The organism is Arthrobacter sp. NtRootA1, from assembly GCF_019976975.1.
GTDB classification, from domain to species: Bacteria; Actinomycetota; Actinomycetes; order Actinomycetales; family Micrococcaceae; genus Arthrobacter; species Arthrobacter aromaticivorans.
The window spans coordinates 3,791,416-3,808,055 of the sequence record NZ_AP024630.1; the positions used below are offsets into that span (position 1 = coordinate 3,791,416).

General features: G+C 62.8%; 18 protein-coding genes and 1 riboswitch. Of the genes, 4 read left to right on the forward strand and 14 right to left on the reverse strand.

Annotation, left to right across the window (positions count from 1 at the left end):
- Nucleotides 1-54 precede the first annotated feature (54 nt).
- From LDN90_RS17170 to hemE, 8 genes are all read right to left on the reverse strand, one after another.
- Nucleotides 55-1,170 carry an LLM class flavin-dependent oxidoreductase gene (locus LDN90_RS17170; RefSeq protein WP_223946450.1) on the reverse strand — a complete coding sequence of 372 codons (1,116 nt, stop codon included), beginning with the start codon at nucleotides 1,168-1,170 and terminating at the stop codon, nucleotides 55-57.
- Nucleotides 1,170-2,150: a porphobilinogen synthase gene (hemB, locus tag LDN90_RS17175; protein ID WP_223946451.1), complete on the reverse strand. Its 981-nt coding sequence runs from the start codon at nucleotides 2,148-2,150 to the stop codon at nucleotides 1,170-1,172. Before hemB ends, LDN90_RS17170 begins: the two co-directional genes overlap by 1 nt.
- Entirely contained in the window at nucleotides 2,147-3,055 is a 909-nt protein-coding gene (locus LDN90_RS17180; RefSeq protein ID WP_223946452.1) for a uroporphyrinogen-III synthase, read from the reverse strand. The genes hemB and LDN90_RS17180 overlap by 4 nt, the downstream gene beginning before the upstream one ends.
- A 1-nt stretch (nucleotide 3,056) precedes the next feature.
- Nucleotides 3,057-4,043 carry a hydroxymethylbilane synthase gene (gene hemC / locus LDN90_RS17185; protein ID WP_223946453.1) on the reverse strand — a complete coding sequence of 329 codons (987 nt, stop codon included), beginning with the start codon at nucleotides 4,041-4,043 and terminating at the stop codon, nucleotides 3,057-3,059.
- Nucleotides 4,040-5,263 carry a ferrochelatase gene (locus LDN90_RS17190; RefSeq protein WP_223946454.1) on the reverse strand — a complete coding sequence of 408 codons (1,224 nt, stop codon included), beginning with the start codon at nucleotides 5,261-5,263 and terminating at the stop codon, nucleotides 4,040-4,042. The genes hemC and LDN90_RS17190 overlap by 4 nt, the downstream gene beginning before the upstream one ends.
- Nucleotides 5,260-5,961, reverse strand: a complete 702-nt coding sequence (gene hemQ, locus LDN90_RS17195; protein ID WP_216924089.1) for a hydrogen peroxide-dependent heme synthase — start codon at nucleotides 5,959-5,961, stop codon at nucleotides 5,260-5,262. The genes LDN90_RS17190 and hemQ overlap by 4 nt, the downstream gene beginning before the upstream one ends.
- 72 nt (nucleotides 5,962-6,033) lie before the next feature.
- Nucleotides 6,034-7,527 carry a protoporphyrinogen oxidase gene (gene hemG / locus LDN90_RS17200; protein WP_223946455.1) on the reverse strand — a complete coding sequence of 498 codons (1,494 nt, stop codon included), beginning with the start codon at nucleotides 7,525-7,527 and terminating at the stop codon, nucleotides 6,034-6,036.
- A 5-nt stretch (nucleotides 7,528-7,532) separates the two neighbouring features.
- Nucleotides 7,533-8,660, reverse strand: a complete 1,128-nt coding sequence (gene hemE, locus LDN90_RS17205) for a uroporphyrinogen decarboxylase (RefSeq protein ID WP_216924091.1) — start codon at nucleotides 8,658-8,660, stop codon at nucleotides 7,533-7,535.
- Between the two features lie 159 nt (nucleotides 8,661-8,819).
- Here hemE and LDN90_RS17210 point away from each other — a divergent pair, with 159 nt between their 5' ends.
- The gene (locus LDN90_RS17210; protein ID WP_216924092.1) at nucleotides 8,820-10,139 is read left to right on the forward strand and encodes a glutamyl-tRNA reductase; all 1,320 of its coding nucleotides are present in this window, start codon (nucleotides 8,820-8,822) and stop codon (nucleotides 10,137-10,139) included.
- Nucleotides 10,140-10,183: 44 nt separating this feature from the next.
- Here LDN90_RS17210 and LDN90_RS17215 read toward each other — a convergent pair whose 3' ends face one another.
- On the reverse strand, nucleotides 10,184-11,173 hold the full coding sequence (locus tag LDN90_RS17215; protein WP_223946456.1) for an SDR family NAD(P)-dependent oxidoreductase: 990 nt from the start codon (nucleotides 11,171-11,173) through the stop codon (nucleotides 10,184-10,186).
- 39 nt (nucleotides 11,174-11,212) lie between these two features.
- Nucleotides 11,213-12,412, reverse strand: a complete 1,200-nt coding sequence (moeB, locus tag LDN90_RS17220; RefSeq protein WP_223946457.1) for a molybdopterin-synthase adenylyltransferase MoeB — start codon at nucleotides 12,410-12,412, stop codon at nucleotides 11,213-11,215.
- 6 nt (nucleotides 12,413-12,418) lie between these two features.
- Here moeB and LDN90_RS17225 point away from each other — a divergent pair, with 6 nt between their 5' ends.
- From LDN90_RS17225 to LDN90_RS17235, 3 genes are read left to right on the forward strand one after another with little or no spacing between them, the layout of a single operon-like run.
- Entirely contained in the window at nucleotides 12,419-13,153 is a 735-nt protein-coding gene (locus LDN90_RS17225) for a TetR/AcrR family transcriptional regulator (RefSeq protein ID WP_223946458.1), read from the forward strand.
- 50 nt (nucleotides 13,154-13,203) lie between these two features.
- Nucleotides 13,204-13,428: a DUF3107 domain-containing protein gene (locus LDN90_RS17230; protein ID WP_216924096.1), complete on the forward strand. Its 225-nt coding sequence runs from the start codon at nucleotides 13,204-13,206 to the stop codon at nucleotides 13,426-13,428.
- 35 nt (nucleotides 13,429-13,463) lie between these two features.
- Entirely contained in the window at nucleotides 13,464-13,766 is a 303-nt protein-coding gene (locus LDN90_RS17235; RefSeq protein WP_223946459.1) for a cytochrome c-type biogenesis protein CcmH, read from the forward strand.
- A 95-nt stretch (nucleotides 13,767-13,861) separates the two neighbouring features.
- Here LDN90_RS17235 and LDN90_RS17240 read toward each other — a convergent pair whose 3' ends face one another.
- From LDN90_RS17240 to LDN90_RS17255, 4 genes are all read right to left on the reverse strand, one after another.
- Nucleotides 13,862-14,197 (reverse strand): 4a-hydroxytetrahydrobiopterin dehydratase, encoded by a 336-nt coding sequence (locus tag LDN90_RS17240; RefSeq protein ID WP_223946460.1) that lies wholly within the window; start codon nucleotides 14,195-14,197, stop codon nucleotides 13,862-13,864.
- A 14-nt stretch (nucleotides 14,198-14,211) separates the two neighbouring features.
- The gene (locus LDN90_RS17245) at nucleotides 14,212-15,009 is read right to left on the reverse strand and encodes a thiazole synthase (RefSeq protein ID WP_216924099.1); all 798 of its coding nucleotides are present in this window, start codon (nucleotides 15,007-15,009) and stop codon (nucleotides 14,212-14,214) included.
- Nucleotides 15,010-15,012: 3 nt separating this feature from the next.
- Nucleotides 15,013-15,249: a sulfur carrier protein ThiS gene (thiS, locus tag LDN90_RS17250; protein WP_223946461.1), complete on the reverse strand. Its 237-nt coding sequence runs from the start codon at nucleotides 15,247-15,249 to the stop codon at nucleotides 15,013-15,015.
- The gene (locus LDN90_RS17255; protein ID WP_223946462.1) at nucleotides 15,246-16,514 is read right to left on the reverse strand and encodes an FAD-dependent oxidoreductase; all 1,269 of its coding nucleotides are present in this window, start codon (nucleotides 16,512-16,514) and stop codon (nucleotides 15,246-15,248) included. The genes thiS and LDN90_RS17255 overlap by 4 nt, the downstream gene beginning before the upstream one ends.
- Nucleotides 16,507-16,624, reverse strand: a riboswitch (TPP riboswitch). It overlaps the preceding gene by 8 nt.
- Nucleotides 16,625-16,640: the final 16 nt, after the last annotated feature.

Sequence of the window (16,640 nt, forward strand, 5' to 3'; positions counted from 1 at the left end):
GGTTCCTATTCTTTCAGTCATTCAGAAGCGTCTTTCGGTGATTCAGAAGCGCAGTTATGAGGCGTCCGCCAGCAGCTCAGCGACCCGTGGGGCCACTTCAGTGCCGTACAACTCGATGCAGCGCATCATGGATCCGTGCGGCAGGGTGCCGTTGCTGTATTTGAGATCGAAGCGGTCCGCGCCGAGGTTGCGCTTAAGCAGGGCGATTTTCCGGGCCACAGTCTCGGGAGAACCCACATAGAGAGCGCCCTCCGGGCCGCACATTGCGTCGAATTCCCCCCGGTTTCCCGGACCCCAGCCGCGCTCGGCCCCGATTCTGTTGCGCTGCTCGAGCCAATGCGGAAAGAGTTCTTCCCGGGCATTCTGGTCAGTGTCCGCAATGAAGCCGGGTGAGTGTGTTGCGATCTGTCGCATCGAGTGACCGTATTTGGCCATTGCGTCGCGATAAAGATTGACAAGGGGAGCGAACCGGCGGGGCTCTCCCCCGATGATCGCGAAGATAATCGGATAGCCATATTCCGCGCACCGCAACACAGATTCGGGTGTCCCACCCACACCTATCCATGCCGGCAGCAAATGGTGCTGCAAACGCGGGTAAACCTGGAGTCCGTTCACGTTGGGGCGGGTCCGCCCTTCCCAATGAACCGGCTTCTGGGCCCTTACTTTGTCAAAGAGCTCAAGCTTTTCTTCGAAAAGGACGTCGTAGTCCGCAAGGTCCAGCCCGAACAATGGGAAGGACTCAATAAATGAGCCCCTGCCCAGCATGACCTCCGCCCGGCCGTTGGAGATTGCGTCAACGGTGGCGAAACGTTGGAAGACCCGGATCGGATCATCCGAACTAAGTACTGTCACGGCCGATCCGAGCCGAATGCGGGATGTCACTGCGGCAGCTGCCGCGAGGAAGACCTCGGGAGCAGATACGGCAAAATCGCGGCGGTGATGCTCTCCCACGCCAAAAGCATGAATGCCCAGGGCATCAGCCAGCTTTGCTTCCTCAAGCAACTCCCGCAGAACCTGGGCGTGCTCCTTCGGGTTACCGTCGGCATCGAGGCCTGCGTCCCCGAAGGTGTTCAGGCCGAGCAGGATTTCGGCATCGCCCACGGGTGCGGTGGGGTCGGAGTCAGCCCTGGATGCAGATGGAAATTCCGATTCGGAAGGCACTGCGGTCATCAGGACTCCTTCAGCCAGCCTGCCAGTTCGGAGGCCCAGTAGGTCAGGACGGTATCGGCTCCGGCCCTCTTGATGCCCAGCACGGACTCCATGATGGCGCCGCGCCGATCGATCCAGCCGTTGGCAGCTGCCGCTTCGATCATGGCGTACTCCCCCGAGATTTGGTAGGCCGAGACGGGTACGGGGCTCATTGCCGCAATATCCGCGAGGATGTCGAGGTAGCTCATGGCTGGCTTGACCATGACCATGTCAGCGCCTTCTTCAAGGTCCAATTCCACTTCGAGAATGGCTTCGCGACGGTTGGCCGCGTCCATTTGGTAGGTTCGGCGATCGCCCTTCAGCTGGGAGTCCACCGCTTCACGGAACGGGCCGTAGAAAGCTGAGGCGTACTTGGCCGCATAGGCCAGGACAACGGTGTTCTTGTGGCCCGAATCCTCCAAAGCCTGGCGGATGACGGCGATTTGTCCGTCCATCATGCCCGAAGGTCCCAACACATGGGCGCCCGCCTCCGCCTGGGCAACGGCCATCTGACCGTAGATCTCCAGGGTGGCATCGTTGTCCACGTATCCTTCGGCATCCAGGACGCCGCAGTGTCCGTGGTCGGTGAATTCGTCCAGGCAGACATCGCCCATGATCACGAGGTCATCGCCTACTTCGGCCTTAACGTCCCGGATGGCCTTGTTCAGGACACCTTCCGGGTCCAAGGATGCCGTGCCCCGAGCGTCCCGAACCTCTGGTACGCCGAACAGCATGATGCCGCCCACGCCAAGTTCCACGGCTTCCGCAGCTGCGCGCTTGAGAGTGTCAGTGGTGTGCTGGACGACGCCGGGCATTGAACTAATCGGGCTGGGCTCGCTGAGGCCCTCACGGATGAAGGCCGGAAGTATGAGGTCTGCCGGGGCCAGACGTGTTTCTGCCGTAAGCCTGCGCATCGCCGGGGTTGTGCGCAAGCGGCGGGGACGGTGGTTTGGAAAGCTCATCTGGGGTTCCCTTCATTGGCGAATACTGTTTCCAAGGCGGCCGCGATGCCGTCCGGGGTAGGTTCTTTGGCGGTGGCTCCGACGGTGATTCCGAGATGAGTGGCCTCTTCCGCCGTCGGACGGCCAATGGCTATGAATCGGCACCTGCCCAAGGGCAGAAGGGTCTGCGCAATCCGCCGGGCGGCACTGGGGGAAGCGGCCACGACGGCGTCGAGCATCCCGGCGTCAATGGCCGCGCGGGCTTCCGAGGGAGTCATTTCCTGCGGCTGTCCGCTACGGGAACCAACAGTGCCGGAGGCAGAACTGGCGAACGCAGAATTGCCGGAATGCACGACGACGGCGGGCAGTTCGGCTTCGAGGCGCAGTCCCGTCCGGGCCGGATAGTCCACCGTGTGATAGGCGGTCACGGACGCTACGGCTGCGCCCTTGGCGGCCAATCCGTCACGCAGACCGGGGCCTGCGATATCTGCTTGCGGGAGAAGAACACGCGCAGGTGCCGGTTCCCATAAGGCTAGAAGGCCTTCGGCGGATTGCATGTCAGTGGGCGCCAGCGAGACGGTCAGGCCGATAGCCTCCAGGATCCGCCGTGATGATGGCCCGATCGTGGCCACGCGGGTCCGGGATGGCACGAGATCTACCGGAAGCGTGCCACGCTCCGCAGCCTTTTCGAGCAGGACGCGCACGGTGGTGATGCTGCTGATCACCATCCAGTCAAAATATCCAGCGGACAGCTGGTCCAGGGCGGCGTCGAGGGAAGCCTGGTCCTCAGCCCGCTCGAAATCGATGAGGGGAAGCACCAACGGCTCCGCTCCGAGCGTGTGCAGGAGCGAAGCAAGTGGCCGGGCACGGTCGGCGCTCCTGGTAATCAGGACCCGCCGACCTGCCAAAGCCGATGCTTGAGTCACATCAGGACGCTGCAAGATCCGCGATCTCCGCGGCACCAGCAGCGAGCAGGAGCTCCGCAACTTCGATGCCGAGCAACGTCGCCCCTACTTCGGTCAGGCCATCGGTGGCTTTCTTCTCGCGAACTGTCTTGGTGCCGTCAACGGCGCAGACAACAGCTTCAAGATGCAGCATGCTGCCCTTCCTAAAGGCATAAGCGCCCACCGGCGCGGCACAACCCGCTTCCAGCCGGGCCAGGACGGCACGTTCAGCTGTCACGGCAAGCCGGGTGTCGTCGTCGTTCAATGCAGCTAGAGCCTGGGCGAGAACACCATTGGGGCCTTCCACGTGCGGGGCATCCTCCGTACGGCATTCGATGGCCAGTGCGCCTTGGCCCGGGGCAGGCAACATGACATCGGTCTCGAAGAACTCACTCACGGTCTCCAGCCGGTCCATCCGTTCCAGCCCAGCCGCTGCGACCACAACGGCGTCCAAGTCGCAGGACTTGCCGGGAACAACTTCGTCGGTGACGTTGCCGGGAAGCCCGGGGACGCGTCCCAGGCGCGTGTCCACGTTGCCACGGATATCCAGCACCTCAATGTCAGGCCGGGCAGCCCTTAGCTGCGCAGCACGCCGGGGTGAACCCGTACCTACCTTGGCGCCACCGGGCAATTCGGCAAGGGTGAGGCCATCCCGGGCACACAACACATCCCTGACATCCACGCGCTTGGGAGTAGCGGCGATGCTCAGTCCAACTGCAGCCCCCGTGGGCAGGTCCTTCAAAGAATGAACAGCGACATCGCAGGTTTCAGCAAGCAAGGCATCGCGCAGGGCTGCCACGAAGACACCCGTGCCGCCCATCTGTGACAGCGAGCCGGTCTTGACGTCGCCCTCGGTCTTGATATGCACCAATTCCACCGGGAATCCACCAACAGCTGCCAGCCGATCGGCCGTCTGCTGGGTCTGGGTCAGCGCAAGCTTGCTGGCCCGGGTGCCAATGCGGATGGTCACTTGCCGACCTCCGAGGAGGTGTAAGCGTCGTGCCCAACGCCGATAGTGGAACCGACCTCTGCAATAACCGGCTTTGCTCCCCGGAAGTTTTCGCAACAATTGGGGCGGCAGACATCGTACCAAGGACCAAGGTCCGTAACGTGGGGACGATCGGCGATGTTGTTATCCACTGTGCGTTCACAGATCAGGTCAACCAGACCGGAAACAAAGGCCGCGTGCGTTCCCGGGGTGGGGACGCGGGTGGCTTCCATCTCCAGGTTCCTGCAGGTCTCCAGGGCTTCGGTGTCCAGGTCCCAGGCAACTTCCATATGGTCACTGACGAAGCCGAGGGGAACGATCACCACGCCGCGTACGCCTTCGGGGGCGATTTCTTCGAGGTGATCGTTGATGTCCGGTTCCAGCCAAGGAATGTGCGGCGCGCCGGAGCGGGATTGGTACACGAGGTCCCAAGCCACGTTCGGGGCAACGGCATCCATGATGGCCTGGGCGTTTGCCAGGTGCTGCGCCGCGTAGGCAGATCCTTCTGCGAATTCGCGCGGCTCGTCCTCGGACCTTCCGGCTGCTTCGGCGTCGCGCGTGGGAATGGAATGGGTGGCAAACAAGACCCTGATTTTTGAATCGGGATCGGATTCGCCGGCAGCGGTCAGCTTGCCGCGGATTTCTTCGAGGCCGGCTGCGGTGCCTTCAAGGAAAGGTTGCACAACGCCGGGGTGGTCGAAGTACTGGCGGATCTTGTCCACTTCGAGCTTGCCGTCCAGACCCGTTTCGGTAAGGGCGATGCCAATGTCTTCGCGGTATTGGCGGCAGCTGGAGTAGCAGGAGTAGATGCTGGTGGTGAGCATCAGGATCCGGCGGTGGCCGGCGTCGTAGGCGTCCTGCAGGACCGGAGCGATGTACGGGTCCCAGTTCCGGTTACCCCACAAGACCGGAAGCTCAATGCCGCGTTTAGCCAGCTCGGCCTCGATCGCGGCCTTCAGTTCACGGTTCTGCTGGTTGATGGGGCTGATACCCCCAAACGCGCGGTAGTGGTGGGAGACCTCTTCAAGGCGTTCATCCGGGATGCCACGGCCACGGGTGACGTTGCGGAGGAAGGGAATGACATCTTCCTGGCCTTCAGGACCACCAAAGGATGCGAGCAGCACGGCGTCGTACTGCTTTGCTTCCTGGCGGCCACGCTCGGTGACTTCGTTGGGGGTGCTGGAGACACCAAGGCCACTCATGCGAGGACCTCTGCGATCTCGGCAGCAGTCACGCGGCGGCCTGTGTAGAACGGAATTTCTTCGCGGACATGGTTGCGGGCGTCGGTTGCGCGAAGGTGACGCATGAGGTCAACGAGGTCGACGAGTTCAGGTGCCTCCAGGCCCAGGATCCACTCCCAGTCACCCAGCGCGAACGAGGAAACAGTGTTGGATATGACCTGCGGGAACTCCCGACCCAGCATTCCGTGGTCGCGCAGCATCTTTCCGCGTTCTTCCGCGGGAAGCAGGTACCACTCGTAGGAGCGGACGAACGGATAAACGCACAGCCAGGTGCTGGGCTCAACGCCCCTCGCGTAGGCCGGGACGTGGCTCTTGGCAAACTCGGCTTCCCTGTGGACGCCCATCGCGGACCAGACGATCTCGGTGCCGGCAAAGAGCTTGCTGCGGCGAATGGAACGCACGGCTGACTGAAGGTCTTCCGGCTTGGATCCGTGGAGCCACACCATGATGTCGGCATCCGAGCGCATGGCGGAAACGTCGTAGCTGCCTCGCAGGGTCACGCCTTCTTCGGCGAGCTTCCCTTCAAGTGCTTCAAATTCCTGGGCAGCATCGCCGCTGCGCAGGACGTCGGCTGAGCGCTTGAAGACGGTCCAGAGCGTAAAGAACTGCTCTTCGGTTCCAGCAGTTTTAGTGACAGATTCGGCAGAAGTGTGGCTCATGGTTCAAGTTTGCCCCGTGCTAGCCACTAAGTCGAAACGGATCACTTCTACAAGACGTAGAAGTGACACAAATCACGAAATTGAGCGAATATCTCTGCTGCCGTGGGCGAGCTGTGCACGGGTATCCGCCACCACTGCGGCAAGGCCATTACCTGCCAACCAACCACCAACTACCGCTAGGCCATCGGCTGCGGCGCACACCTTCCGGACCTGCTCTACGCGCTGTTTATGACCGACGGCGGCAAACGGCAAGGCGCCTGCCCAGCGAACCACATCCCAATCAACAATGTCCGCGCGCGTAACGGGCACCGTCAACAACGCGGAAGCATCATCGAGCGCTGCGGCCAGCAACTCTTCATCGTCCATGACAACATCCGGCGCTCCCCCATCGGCATCCTCACGGCGGCCATAGGAAAGGCGCAGGACGTGCGTGCCCGGCCCGGCCTCCTCTGCCAGCCAATCCCATTTGGCAGTGGCATGCGTCAAGGCCTTAGCCCGGATACCCGGGGTCTGGGGGGCCACGAGGATTCCGGTGCCGCGGGGCCGTCCATCCAGTTCGGGAAGGTCGACAACCATCGTCACCAAGCTCACCAAGGGTCCTGGAGCAGGCCGCAGGCCGGACAGTTCCGGTACCGCCGTTTCCAGGAGCCCCACGGCAGCGGGGCCATCGAGCGCTACTACCAGCCGACCGACGTCGTACGTGGCGTCACCGGCGGTGACCCGCCAGCCGTTGCTCGTTTTCGATACGCTGTCAGCGCCCTTTCCACTCAGCATGTCCACGCCGCGGTCCCGGAGGTCCTTAACCAGCGCGGAAATCAAGGTGTTCATGCCACCCTTCAAGCCGCCGACGGCGGAACCCGCTTTCGCGGGCCCGGCACCAGGGCCGGGGGCTGCCTTGCGCTGGGCAGCAACAGCAGCAGCCAAGGACCCGTGCTTCTTCAGGCCTGCGCGGAGGCCCGGGGCCACCATGTCGACGTCCAAGAGGCCGGGATCGGCGGAGTGAACGCCACCCACCACCGGAGCAACCAGCCGCTCCAGGACCTTTTTGCCCATGCGGGCGCGGACGAGGGAGGACACGCTGGTGACCTCAGATGTTGTGCCAAGCGAAGCGGGCAGCCAGCGGTCCAGGGATGCACGCAGGGCTCCGGAGAGGCCAAGCGAACGCCTCACCTCGGGGTCCCAAGGATTGGCCGGGATACCAAGAATTCCAGTCTTGGGCAGCTCTTGCGGCCCATCCGGTAACTGCACCCAGGCGCCGCCCGGGTGCGGGGAAACGATCTGGCCCTCCAGCCCGAGTTCGCGCGCCAGATCGGCGACTGCCGTGGACCGCGTAGCAAAGGACTCGGCCCCGCTGTCCAATGACAAGCCGGCTACCGTGTGTCTTCCGACGCAACCACCCCAGGCCTCGCTCGCCTCGAGGATCGTCACGGAGGTTCCCGCCATTGCCAGTTCCCGCGCAGCCAGAAGGCCGGAAACGCCGCCACCGATCACGACAGCGGTAGGCCCAGGCGATGGTTGCGTTGTGGCTGCTTCCTTCGTCTTGCCGTGGACGTGTCCCCCGCGCATGCGTCCTACTCTGCCGGGATCGAGTGGATGAGCTCCACGACCCGCGTCAGGACAGCCGGGTCCGTCTCCGGGGGCACGCCGTGGCCCAGGTTCACCACGTGGCCTGGAGCGTGAGAGCCCGCGGCTATGACTTCGCGGACATGCGCTTCCAGGACCTCCCACGGGGCCGGGAGAAGGGCGGGGTCAATGTTGCCCTGGAGCGGCACCGTGCCACCCAAACGGCGGTTGGCCTCATCCAGCGGCAGCCTGTAGTCCACTCCCACAACGTCCACACCGACGTCGCGCATGGCGACAAGGAGCTCGGACGTGCCGGTACCGAAGTGCACCAGCGGGGCACCCAGCCCGCGCACGTGCTCCAGCGCCCGCGCTGATGCAGGAGCGACGTACTTGGCGTAATCAGCCAGGCCCAAGGACCCAGCCCAGGAGTCAAAGAGCTGTCCGGCTGACGCCCCGGCCTCAAGCTGTGCCTGAAGGAACATTCCGGAAGCATCCGCTGCCCAGTTGGCGAGGGCTGTCCAGGTTTCGGGGTCCGCGTGCATCATGGTCCGGGGGCCGAGGTGGTCCCGCGAAGGTTTCCCTTCGACCATGTAGGCGGCGAGCGTGAACGGCGCGCCGGCGAACCCGATGAGTGGAGTCTTGCCCAGTTCCGCCACCGTCAGGCGAACGGCTTCGCGGATGGGCTCAAGTGCTTCCCAGGTCAGCTTGGGAAGGGCAGCTACATCGGCGGCTGTCCGTACGGGCTTGTCCAGGACCGGACCCACGCCCGGAACGATGTCCACGCCAACGCCTGCGAGCTTCAGCGGGATAACGATGTCGGAGAAGAAGATGGCGGCATCCACGTCGTGTCGGCGAACCGGCTGCAGGGTGATCTCAGCGGCCAGTTCGGGACGCAGGCACGAGTCCAGCATGGCAACGCCCTCGCGGACCTTCAGGTATTCCGGCAGGGACCTGCCAGCCTGGCGCATGAACCATACCGGCCTGCGTGACGGCTTGCCGCCCCGGTAGGCGGTGATGAGCGGGGAGTCCGACGTACGGCCGTCCATCAACGGGTGATCCGCGCCAAGTTTGCCGGCAGGTTCGCCTGCAGGGGCGTTGGTGGCCGTACTATTGGATGCTGCCGCGCTAGAAGTCATGCCTTTGATTGTGCCGAAAATCCCGGCCAAAAGATAACGACAGGCTGTCACGTCCCACCCCTCCAACCGGTGGAGTGGCGGGGATCACAGAACCGCGTGTGAATTCCCACTGCGCCGCATTGTTCTACCGGCCTGCGAAAAAGCTATGATTGGGTTGCTGTGGTTCTTTTCTCATTGGTGGCTACACACGCCGACATCGACCTCGAAACCGTTGCTCAGCTGAGCAACGGTTCCTCTGAGCTTGCCTCTTCGGCCCTCTCCGGATCCCCGATGGTCTCCGGCGCGGTAGTCCTGGCAACCTGCAACCGCTATGAGATCTACGGCGAAACAGCCAACGGAGCAGGCCTCGAAGCCGCCCGGTCGGCCTTGGTTTCCCAGATCAGCGAATTGAGCGGCCTCAACGAACAACTCGTGTCCCGCTCCTTCAGCACGCACACGGGACCTGACGTCACGCGGCACCTCTTCGCTGTAAGCGCCGGCTTGGACTCTGCGGTGGTGGGCGAACGCGAAATAGCCGGCCAGGTCCGCCGGGCCCTGATCACCGCTCAGCAGGAAGGCACTGCGAGTTCTGGACTCGTCCGCCTCTTCCAGGCTGCATCCAAGACCGCAAAAGACGTTGGCGCCCAAACGGCCCTCGGCTCGCGCGGCCTTTCCATCGTCTCTGTAGCCTTGGATCTGGCAACGGACCTCTCTGACAGTGACGATTGGTCTGCCAAGAAGGTAGTCGTTTTCGGAACGGGCGCCTACGCCGGCGCCACCATGTCCTTGCTCCGCGAACGCGGGTGCACCGATGTTTCCGTCTACTCTTCCTCAGGCCGCGCCGAGGGCTTCGTCGCTACCCGCGGGGGCACAGCGCTCGACGCCGACAGCCTTCCGGCGGCAGTTGCCGCAGCCGACGTCATGATCGGATGCAGCGGTTCGGACACGCGCGTTGAAGCCGAGGATCTTGCCCGGGTCAGGGCAAATTCCGGTAAGACACTCATCGCGATCGATCTCGCGCTCACCCATGACTTCGACCCCGCAGTAGGCGAGCTCGACGGCGTCGAACTCCTCACGCTTGAGTCCGTACGTCTGGCTGCACCCCAGGAACAGGCGGAATCCCTGTCCCATGCCAGCGAGATCGTCAATGGCGCTGCATCTGCATTTGAAGCCGAACGCGAATCCCGCTCCGTGGACTCCGCGATCGTTGCCCTGCGGCGCCACACCATGAATGTGCTGGACGCTGAGATGGAAAAAGTCCGCGCCCGCCACGGTTGCACCGCCGCTGCCGAAGAGGTGGAGTTTGCGCTGCGCCGAATGGTCAAGCAGCTCCTGCACATTCCAACGGTGCGCGCCCGCGAACTTGCAGCCAACGGACAACAAGATGACTACGTGGCCGCCTTGGAAGCCTTGTACGGCATCCAAGTGGAGCAGCCCCAGGCTCCTGCTGCTGCAGAATGCCCCGTAGACCACGAGCAACTCCGCTCCGAAAGCGCCTGAAGACCCGTCTGCATCGGAATGCGCTCGGGGCTCCAGCGATGCTTTCAGCCGAAGGCGTTCACGCCTGTCAGCTCAGCGGATAGTTCCCACAACTTCCGGGCATCCGCCCTGTCAATCGCGTGTGCGTCGACTCCCCTGTACCTTGCCAGGGGCGATTCCTTGTTCGTTGGTTCAGCAATGTCACAGTCCTCGCAGTAGACACCGCCCATGCCAGCCAAAGCCGGGGACGTCGCAGCCCAGACAGACGTCGCAGCCCCTTGCTCCGGCGTCTTGAAACCTTCCCGGAGGTTTCCTTCCGCGTCCATCCACCCCGCAGTCACCATTTCTTCTTTAGGCAGGTGGCGTTGGAGTTCGGTCATGATCCCTCCGGGGTGGACTGCGAAAGCACGGACCCCTGAGTCCCGGCCCAGGCGGTCCAGCTCCACGGCGAAGAGCGAATTCGCGGTTTTGGCCTGCCCGTAGGCGCGCCACTTGTCATAGCCTGAGGTGAAATTGATGTCGTCAAAGCGGAGGGGTGAGAGCTTGTGGCCGGTGGACGAAAGGGACACTACCCTCGCGTTCCCGGAGGCGAGCAGTGCAGGCCACAAAAGGTTGACCAGCGTGTAATGCCCCAAGTGGTTCGTGGCGAACTGTGCCTCCCAGCCAGGCCCAACGCGATGCTCTGGGCTTGCCATGATCGCTGCGTTGTTTATCAGGATGTCCAAGGTGTCGTGCCGGTCAAGGTAGCGCGCTGCGAAGGCCCTGACGCTAGCTTGGTCGGCGAGGTCCAGGGCGTCCGCTTCCACGGCGTCCGCCAAACCTGCCTCTGCCAGTACCTTCTGTGCGTGTTCGAGCCTGCGCGCCGGAACGGTAACGGTCGCCCCGGCGGAGGCCAAAGCCCTCACAGTCTCCAGTCCAAGCCCGGAATAACCGCCAGTGACAATTGCCGTCTTACCCGTCAAGTCAAGGCCTTCGACTACTTCCATGGCAGTTGAGCCATGCCCAAAACCTGAGCCGATGGGGTGTTGGGGCGTTTCTGTAAATTCTCCGCTCATGCTTGAGCTTCGCACAGATCAGGCGCGGGTGGGGAACGACTAGTAAACAGGCTTTTCGGGCTCGACGTCGCGGACCCAGGCGAGGATACCGCCGTCGAGATGGCTGACGCGCGTGTAGCCGGCCTTCTGTGCGGCCTCCAGGACGGCAGCAGAACGCGTCCCGGCCTTGCAGTGGAACACGATGTCCTTGTCCTGCGGCAAGTCGACCCAAGCCTCGCCAGAAAGAATCCTGCCCTGCGGGATAAGGACGGAGCCGTCGATGTTCACGATGCTGTGCTCGCCGGACTCGCGGACGTCCACCAATTCAAAGTCGCGTTCACCAGCTTCCCGCTCGGCCAGCATCCGGGCGAGATCTTTCGCGGTGACGGTGTGCTCCTGGTCAGTAGCAGCAACCGGAGTCACCCCACAGAATGCTTCATAGTCCACGAGTTCAGTGATGGGCTCCGCTTCAGGATCCTTGGAGACTTTGATTTCGCGCCAACTGCCCCCAAGCGCGTCGAACAACGCTACCCGGCCAAGCAGGGAACGGCCGACGCCGGTAATCAGCTTGACTGCCTCAGTCACCATGAGGGAGCCAACGGCGGCAGACAACATACCGAAGACTCCGCCCTCACCGCATGAGGGCACTGAGCCGGCAGGCGGGGCTTCAGGGTAGAGGTCACGGTAGGTGGGGCCGTGCTCGGCCCAGAAGACGCTGACTTGGCCGTCGAACCGGAAGATGGAGCCCCAGACGTACGGCTTGCCCAAAATCGCGGCGGCGTCGTTGACCAGGTAGCGGGTGGCAAAGTTGTCCGCGCCGTCCAGGATCAGATCGTAATCCGCGAACAGTTCCAAGGCATTCGAGGAGTCAAGGCGGACGTTGTGCAGGACAACATCCACCAAAGGGTTCAGCTCCGCAATGGCCTTCCGCGCAGATTCGATTTTGGGCGTGCCCACATCGGTGACGCCGTGGATGACCTGACGCTGCAGGTTGCTGAGGTCTACGTCGTCGTCGTCGACGATTCCCAGGGTTCCTACGCCCGCCGCGGCCAGGTACAGCAATGCTGGAGATCCCAGCCCGCCGGCACCGATGACAAGAACTTTCGCATTCTTAAGCCTGCGTTGGCCCAGAGCGCCGATTTCCGGAATGATGAGATGCCGGGAGTACCGTTCCACCTCGGCCGGCGTTAGTGCGGCGGCCGGTTCAACGAGGGGTGGCAGGACAGCGGGCGCGGGGTGGGCAGCAAGAATTGAGGCCATACCCCAATGTATGCCTGCCGATGCCGCCCGGTCATATTACCCACCGGTACAGTGGTCATAACTGCAAAGGAAAGGCGGCAGACTGTGGCTGACGGCACACGGGCAAACGATGGAGCACCAGCGAAGCAAGAACGGACTGGTTCGACGCGTTCAGCGAGGTTGCCCCGGGACGAGCGCCGCGCACAACTGCTTAACGCCGCGTTGGAAGTTTTCGTCTCCAACGGCTTCCACGGCGCCGCCATGGACGAAATTGCCGAGACAGCGCATGTGAGCAAGCCGGTCCTGTATCAGCACTTCCCTTCCAAGCGCGAGTTGTACATGGCGCTGCTGGACAGCCACCTGGCCGCCCTGACCGATTTGATGCTCAACGCCCTGAACTCCACCACGGATAACAAAGAGCGCGTGAAGGCAGTCATGCGGGCCTACTACAGGTTCATTGCCGACGACGACCAAGCCCACCGCCTGGTTTTCGAGTCTGACCTCATTAATGACCCCGATGTCAGCTCGCGCTTGGAGACGTTCAACAAAACGTTCGCCGACGCCGTGGCCCACGTCATCGCCGAGGACACCAAATTGCCTCCTCTGGAGGCACAGCTCCTGGGCCGGGGACTGGCAGGAATGGCGCAGGTCAGCGCCCGCTACTGGCTGGAAACCGATGGAAACCTGGACCTCGATGTAGCCAGTGATCTGATCTATCGTTTAGCTTGGCGCGGAATCAGTCGATTCCCCAAAGAGTCCTAGGCTACAAATAGAGGACTGACTTAAAACTTGATTGGCTTGGAGGCCTTGCTGTGGAAGTAAAGATCGGCATTCAGAATGTTGGCCGTGAAATTGTGCTCGAATCCGCACTCGATGCTGATGCTGTAGCCAAGATCGTCGGAGAGGCCATCTCCAAGGGTTCGGACCTGCGGCTCACGGATGAGAAGGGCCGCCAGATCATCGTTCCCGGCAGCGTGTTGGGCTACGTTGAAATTGGTGCCGAGGAAGTCCGCCGCGTCGGCTTCGGCGCACTCTAGCGGTTCCCGGCTACAGCTGCCGCTAAGGAGTCTCCATGCTTTCACTCGTTGTGGTGGTTCTTGGCACCATCGCTACAGGCTTCATCGTGTGGGCAAATGACAAGCGACACGGCAAGTACGGCATTGCATTGCCGGCGGGCGTTTCGGCAACCGTGGGCGTGCTGAGCTGGATAGCTTTCATCATGGCCGGCTTTGGTTACCAGCCCGGGCTGACCTGGATCCCCTGGATCCTCCCTATCGTGTTGGGGACGGGCATCGCGATTGCCGTTGTGGTCTTTCTGGGCCGCAAGCGCACCCAGCATGACACCGCCGCCCTCACCAAAGCCCTGAGGCTCTAGGCGCTGGTCGCTCTCAAACGACGCTGTTCAGTCTTAAATGGCTCTGGCCATCACCCGTGGGTGATGGCCAGAGCCATTTAACCTTTCTGTCCCGTTCAAACTCCTGGGTAGCGATCCGGCTGCGCCAAAGCACCGGATACGGCTGCGGTCTCGCTCACGGCGGCCGCAGCAGCGACGTCGCGTTGGGTCACCTGGCCGCCGGCGTCGTGGGAAACGTAACGCAGGAACACCCTGTTGTAACGCCAGTCAAGATCCGGATGGTGGTTCTGTTCCTCGGCGATCTGGCCAATGGCGGCAATGAGCGCCAAGGCGTCCGCCGCCGTCGAGGTTTTGAACACCGTCACGAGGCCGTCCTGGAGCTTCCAGTCCGGAAGGTCCTTGAGGGCGGCCTCCATAGCGGCCTGGCTCAATGGCTCTCTCCTGTCAGCCACAACGGCTCCTTCATTCAGAGGAACTCTGCCCGGCCTTCCATGGCCGATGACGCGAGGGCGTGCTCCCGGCGCGGGATACGGCCTGCCTGCTTGGCCAGCCTACCGGCGATCACCGCGTGTTTGAAGGCTTCGCCCATCTGCACCGGATTCTGCGCACGGGTCACGGCTGTCGCCAGCAGGACAGCATCGCAGCCCAGCTCCATGGCAAGCGCGGCATCAGAGGCGGTCCCGATGCCGGCGTCAAGCACTACCGGCACGGAGGCCCGGGACACGATCAGTTCGATGTTGTGCGGGTTCAGGATGCCCAGCCCCGTCCCAATAGGCGAGCCGAGGGGCATGACTGCTGTGGCACCCAGGTTTTCCAGACGCAACGCAAGGACAGGATCGTCATTGGTGTAGGCGAAGACCTTGAAGCCACGGTTCACCAGCTGTTCCGTTGCCTCCACGAGTTCCACCGCGTCCGGAAGGAGCGTATGTTCATCGGCGATGACTTCCAGCTTCACCCAGTCCGTCTCCAGCGCCTCCCGGGCGAGCTCTGCCGTCATCACTGCGTCCTTGGCAGTAAAACAGCCAGCGGTGTTGGGCAGGACCCGGATGTTGTGATCCAGCAGGAGTTGAAACAGTGAACCTGTCTCGGCCGGTGAGTATCGCCGCATTGCCACAGTGGTCAGTTCCGTTCCTGAAGCCAGGAGGGCTGCTCCCAACCCGTCCAGACTCGGCGCACCACCGGTGCCCATGATCAGGCGGGAGCCGAATTCGACGCCGTCGATCACCAAAGCATCAGTGCGGATCTCAGTATTTGCTGCGGTCATTTTTCAGCCTCCCTGGACTGCGGTTACGAGTTCGAGTTCGTCTCCATCGGCGAGCGCAGTCGCTGCCCATTGGCTGCGCGGCACTACCTCGGAATTACGTGCGACGGCGACACCCAGCTTGCCGCCGTCGGCTGCCAGTCCCCGGTGGTCCAGGACGCGGCCTGTGATGGCGCTGACCAGCGTGCTGACTGATGCGTCGTCCGCCACGGCGTGGTCGGAGCCGTTGAGTTTGATGTTCATGGTGTGTCCTTGATTGCTGGTTGGAGGCGGTGATCCCGCGTTGCCGTGAATCGATCGGGCCCGAAAATGGACCATCGGGGGTCGGCTGAGCCGCTGATCAGCCCGCCTACGATTTTGGCGGCCACAGGCGTCAACAGGACGCCGTGGCGGAAGAACCCGGTTGCGATCACGAGACCGTCGATAGTGCCTTCGGGCCCAGTAACGCGTCCCAGTAATGGTGCGTTGTCAGGAGTCCCGGGCCGTGCGCGGGCTGTCGCTTCCAACAGTTCCAGTTCCGCCACTGCAGGCACCAACACCTGTGCATCCCGCAGCAGTTGATAGACGCCACCGGCGGACACTGCATTGGTGGATGCCGATAGTCCGTCCTCGCGCTGGGTGGCTCCAATCACCACCGTGCCATCATCCCGGGGCACGATGTAGACCGGCACCCCGCGGACCATGCCCCGGACGGTGGATGTGATCAGGGGCTGGAGGTGTTGGGGAACGCGCAGCCTGAGAATGTCGCCGTAAACGGGCCGCAGGGGCAGATTGAGGCCCTCGGGGAGATTGCCGATTCTTGCTGCATCCAGCCCGCAGGCCACTACAGTCTCCGAAGCCAAAATAACGACGCCGGAGTCCGTTTTGGTGCCGGGATACAGTTCGACCCCCGAGACCCGGTCCCCATCCCAGAGCAACCGGGATGCTTGGAACGGCAGGGCGAAACCGTCTTCAGCTCCGGAAACCCACGTTGCATCACCTGGTCCGTGGGCTGACAATCCTTCCAGGAGGCATCGTGCAAGGCGCCGAGGATCCACCTGGTGATCGGCCGGTATGTCGAAGGCACAGGAGATCTGTGGGCTCAGCAGAGGCTCACGCTCACGCGCTTCCCGCGATGACAAGGGCTCCACGTGCAGCCCCGCGGCCTGCTGCACGGTGCGGAGGTCTGCCAGCGCGCGACGGTCGGCGGCGTCGGCACCAACGGCAATGGTCGACGTCGTGCGGTATCCGGTGGCCGATTCGCTGCCCTGGACGCTCCGGATGAAAGCGGGCCACAGTTGCGAGGATTCCAGCATGAGTTCCAGGAGGTCTTCCTCCTGGTAGTGGAGCTCACTCACCGGAGCCAGCATCCCGGCGGCAGCGAACGTCGCACCAGATGCAGGGGTGGGATCAATGAGGACCACGGAGCGGCCCTGGCGGCGGGCTTCGTGCGCGATGCCAAGGCCAATGATGCCGCCACCAATCACGGCCACATCTGCATGCAAGGGGTTTTGGCGGGATTCTGCCATATGTTTCCTTCCCTACGCCGGTATTAGCCGGATCAGGTCAAGCGGTCGGCGCTGAAGCCCTCTCAGCCGGACGGTCATATGACGCTGTCACGGCTCCCGCAGTACGTGCCCAGTTTAGAGGAACTA

What these genes read in the sequence shown, in the direction of transcription:
- LDN90_RS17170 (WP_223946450.1), bottom strand. Translation starts at nt 1,170, where the DNA reads ATGACCGCAGTGCCTTCCGAATCGGAATTTCCATCTGCATCCAGGGCT.
- hemB (WP_223946451.1), bottom strand. Translation starts at nt 2,150, where the DNA reads ATGAGCTTTCCAAACCACCGTCCCCGCCGCTTGCGCACAACCCCGGCG.
- LDN90_RS17190 (WP_223946454.1), bottom strand. Translation starts at nt 5,263, where the DNA reads ATGAGTGGCCTTGGTGTCTCCAGCACCCCCAACGAAGTCACCGAGCGT.
- hemQ (WP_216924089.1), bottom strand. Translation starts at nt 5,961, where the DNA reads ATGAGCCACACTTCTGCCGAATCTGTCACTAAAACTGCTGGAACCGAA.
- hemG (WP_223946455.1), bottom strand. Translation starts at nt 7,527, where the DNA reads ATGCGCGGGGGACACGTCCACGGCAAGACGAAGGAAGCAGCCACAACG.
- hemE (WP_216924091.1), bottom strand. Translation starts at nt 8,660, where the DNA reads ATGACTTCTAGCGCGGCAGCATCCAATAGTACGGCCACCAACGCCCCT.
- LDN90_RS17215 (WP_223946456.1), bottom strand. Translation starts at nt 11,173, where the DNA reads ATGAGCGGAGAATTTACAGAAACGCCCCAACACCCCATCGGCTCAGGT.
- moeB (WP_223946457.1), bottom strand. Translation starts at nt 12,412, where the DNA reads ATGGCCTCAATTCTTGCTGCCCACCCCGCGCCCGCTGTCCTGCCACCC.
- LDN90_RS17225 (WP_223946458.1), top strand. Translation starts at nt 12,419, where the DNA reads ATGTATGCCTGCCGATGCCGCCCGGTCATATTACCCACCGGTACAGTG.
- LDN90_RS17235 (WP_223946459.1), top strand. Translation starts at nt 13,464, where the DNA reads ATGCTTTCACTCGTTGTGGTGGTTCTTGGCACCATCGCTACAGGCTTC.
- LDN90_RS17245 (WP_216924099.1), bottom strand. Translation starts at nt 15,009, where the DNA reads ATGACCGCAGCAAATACTGAGATCCGCACTGATGCTTTGGTGATCGAC.
- thiS (WP_223946461.1), bottom strand. Translation starts at nt 15,249, where the DNA reads ATGAACATCAAACTCAACGGCTCCGACCACGCCGTGGCGGACGACGCA.
- LDN90_RS17255 (WP_223946462.1), bottom strand. Translation starts at nt 16,514, where the DNA reads ATGGCAGAATCCCGCCAAAACCCCTTGCATGCAGATGTGGCCGTGATT.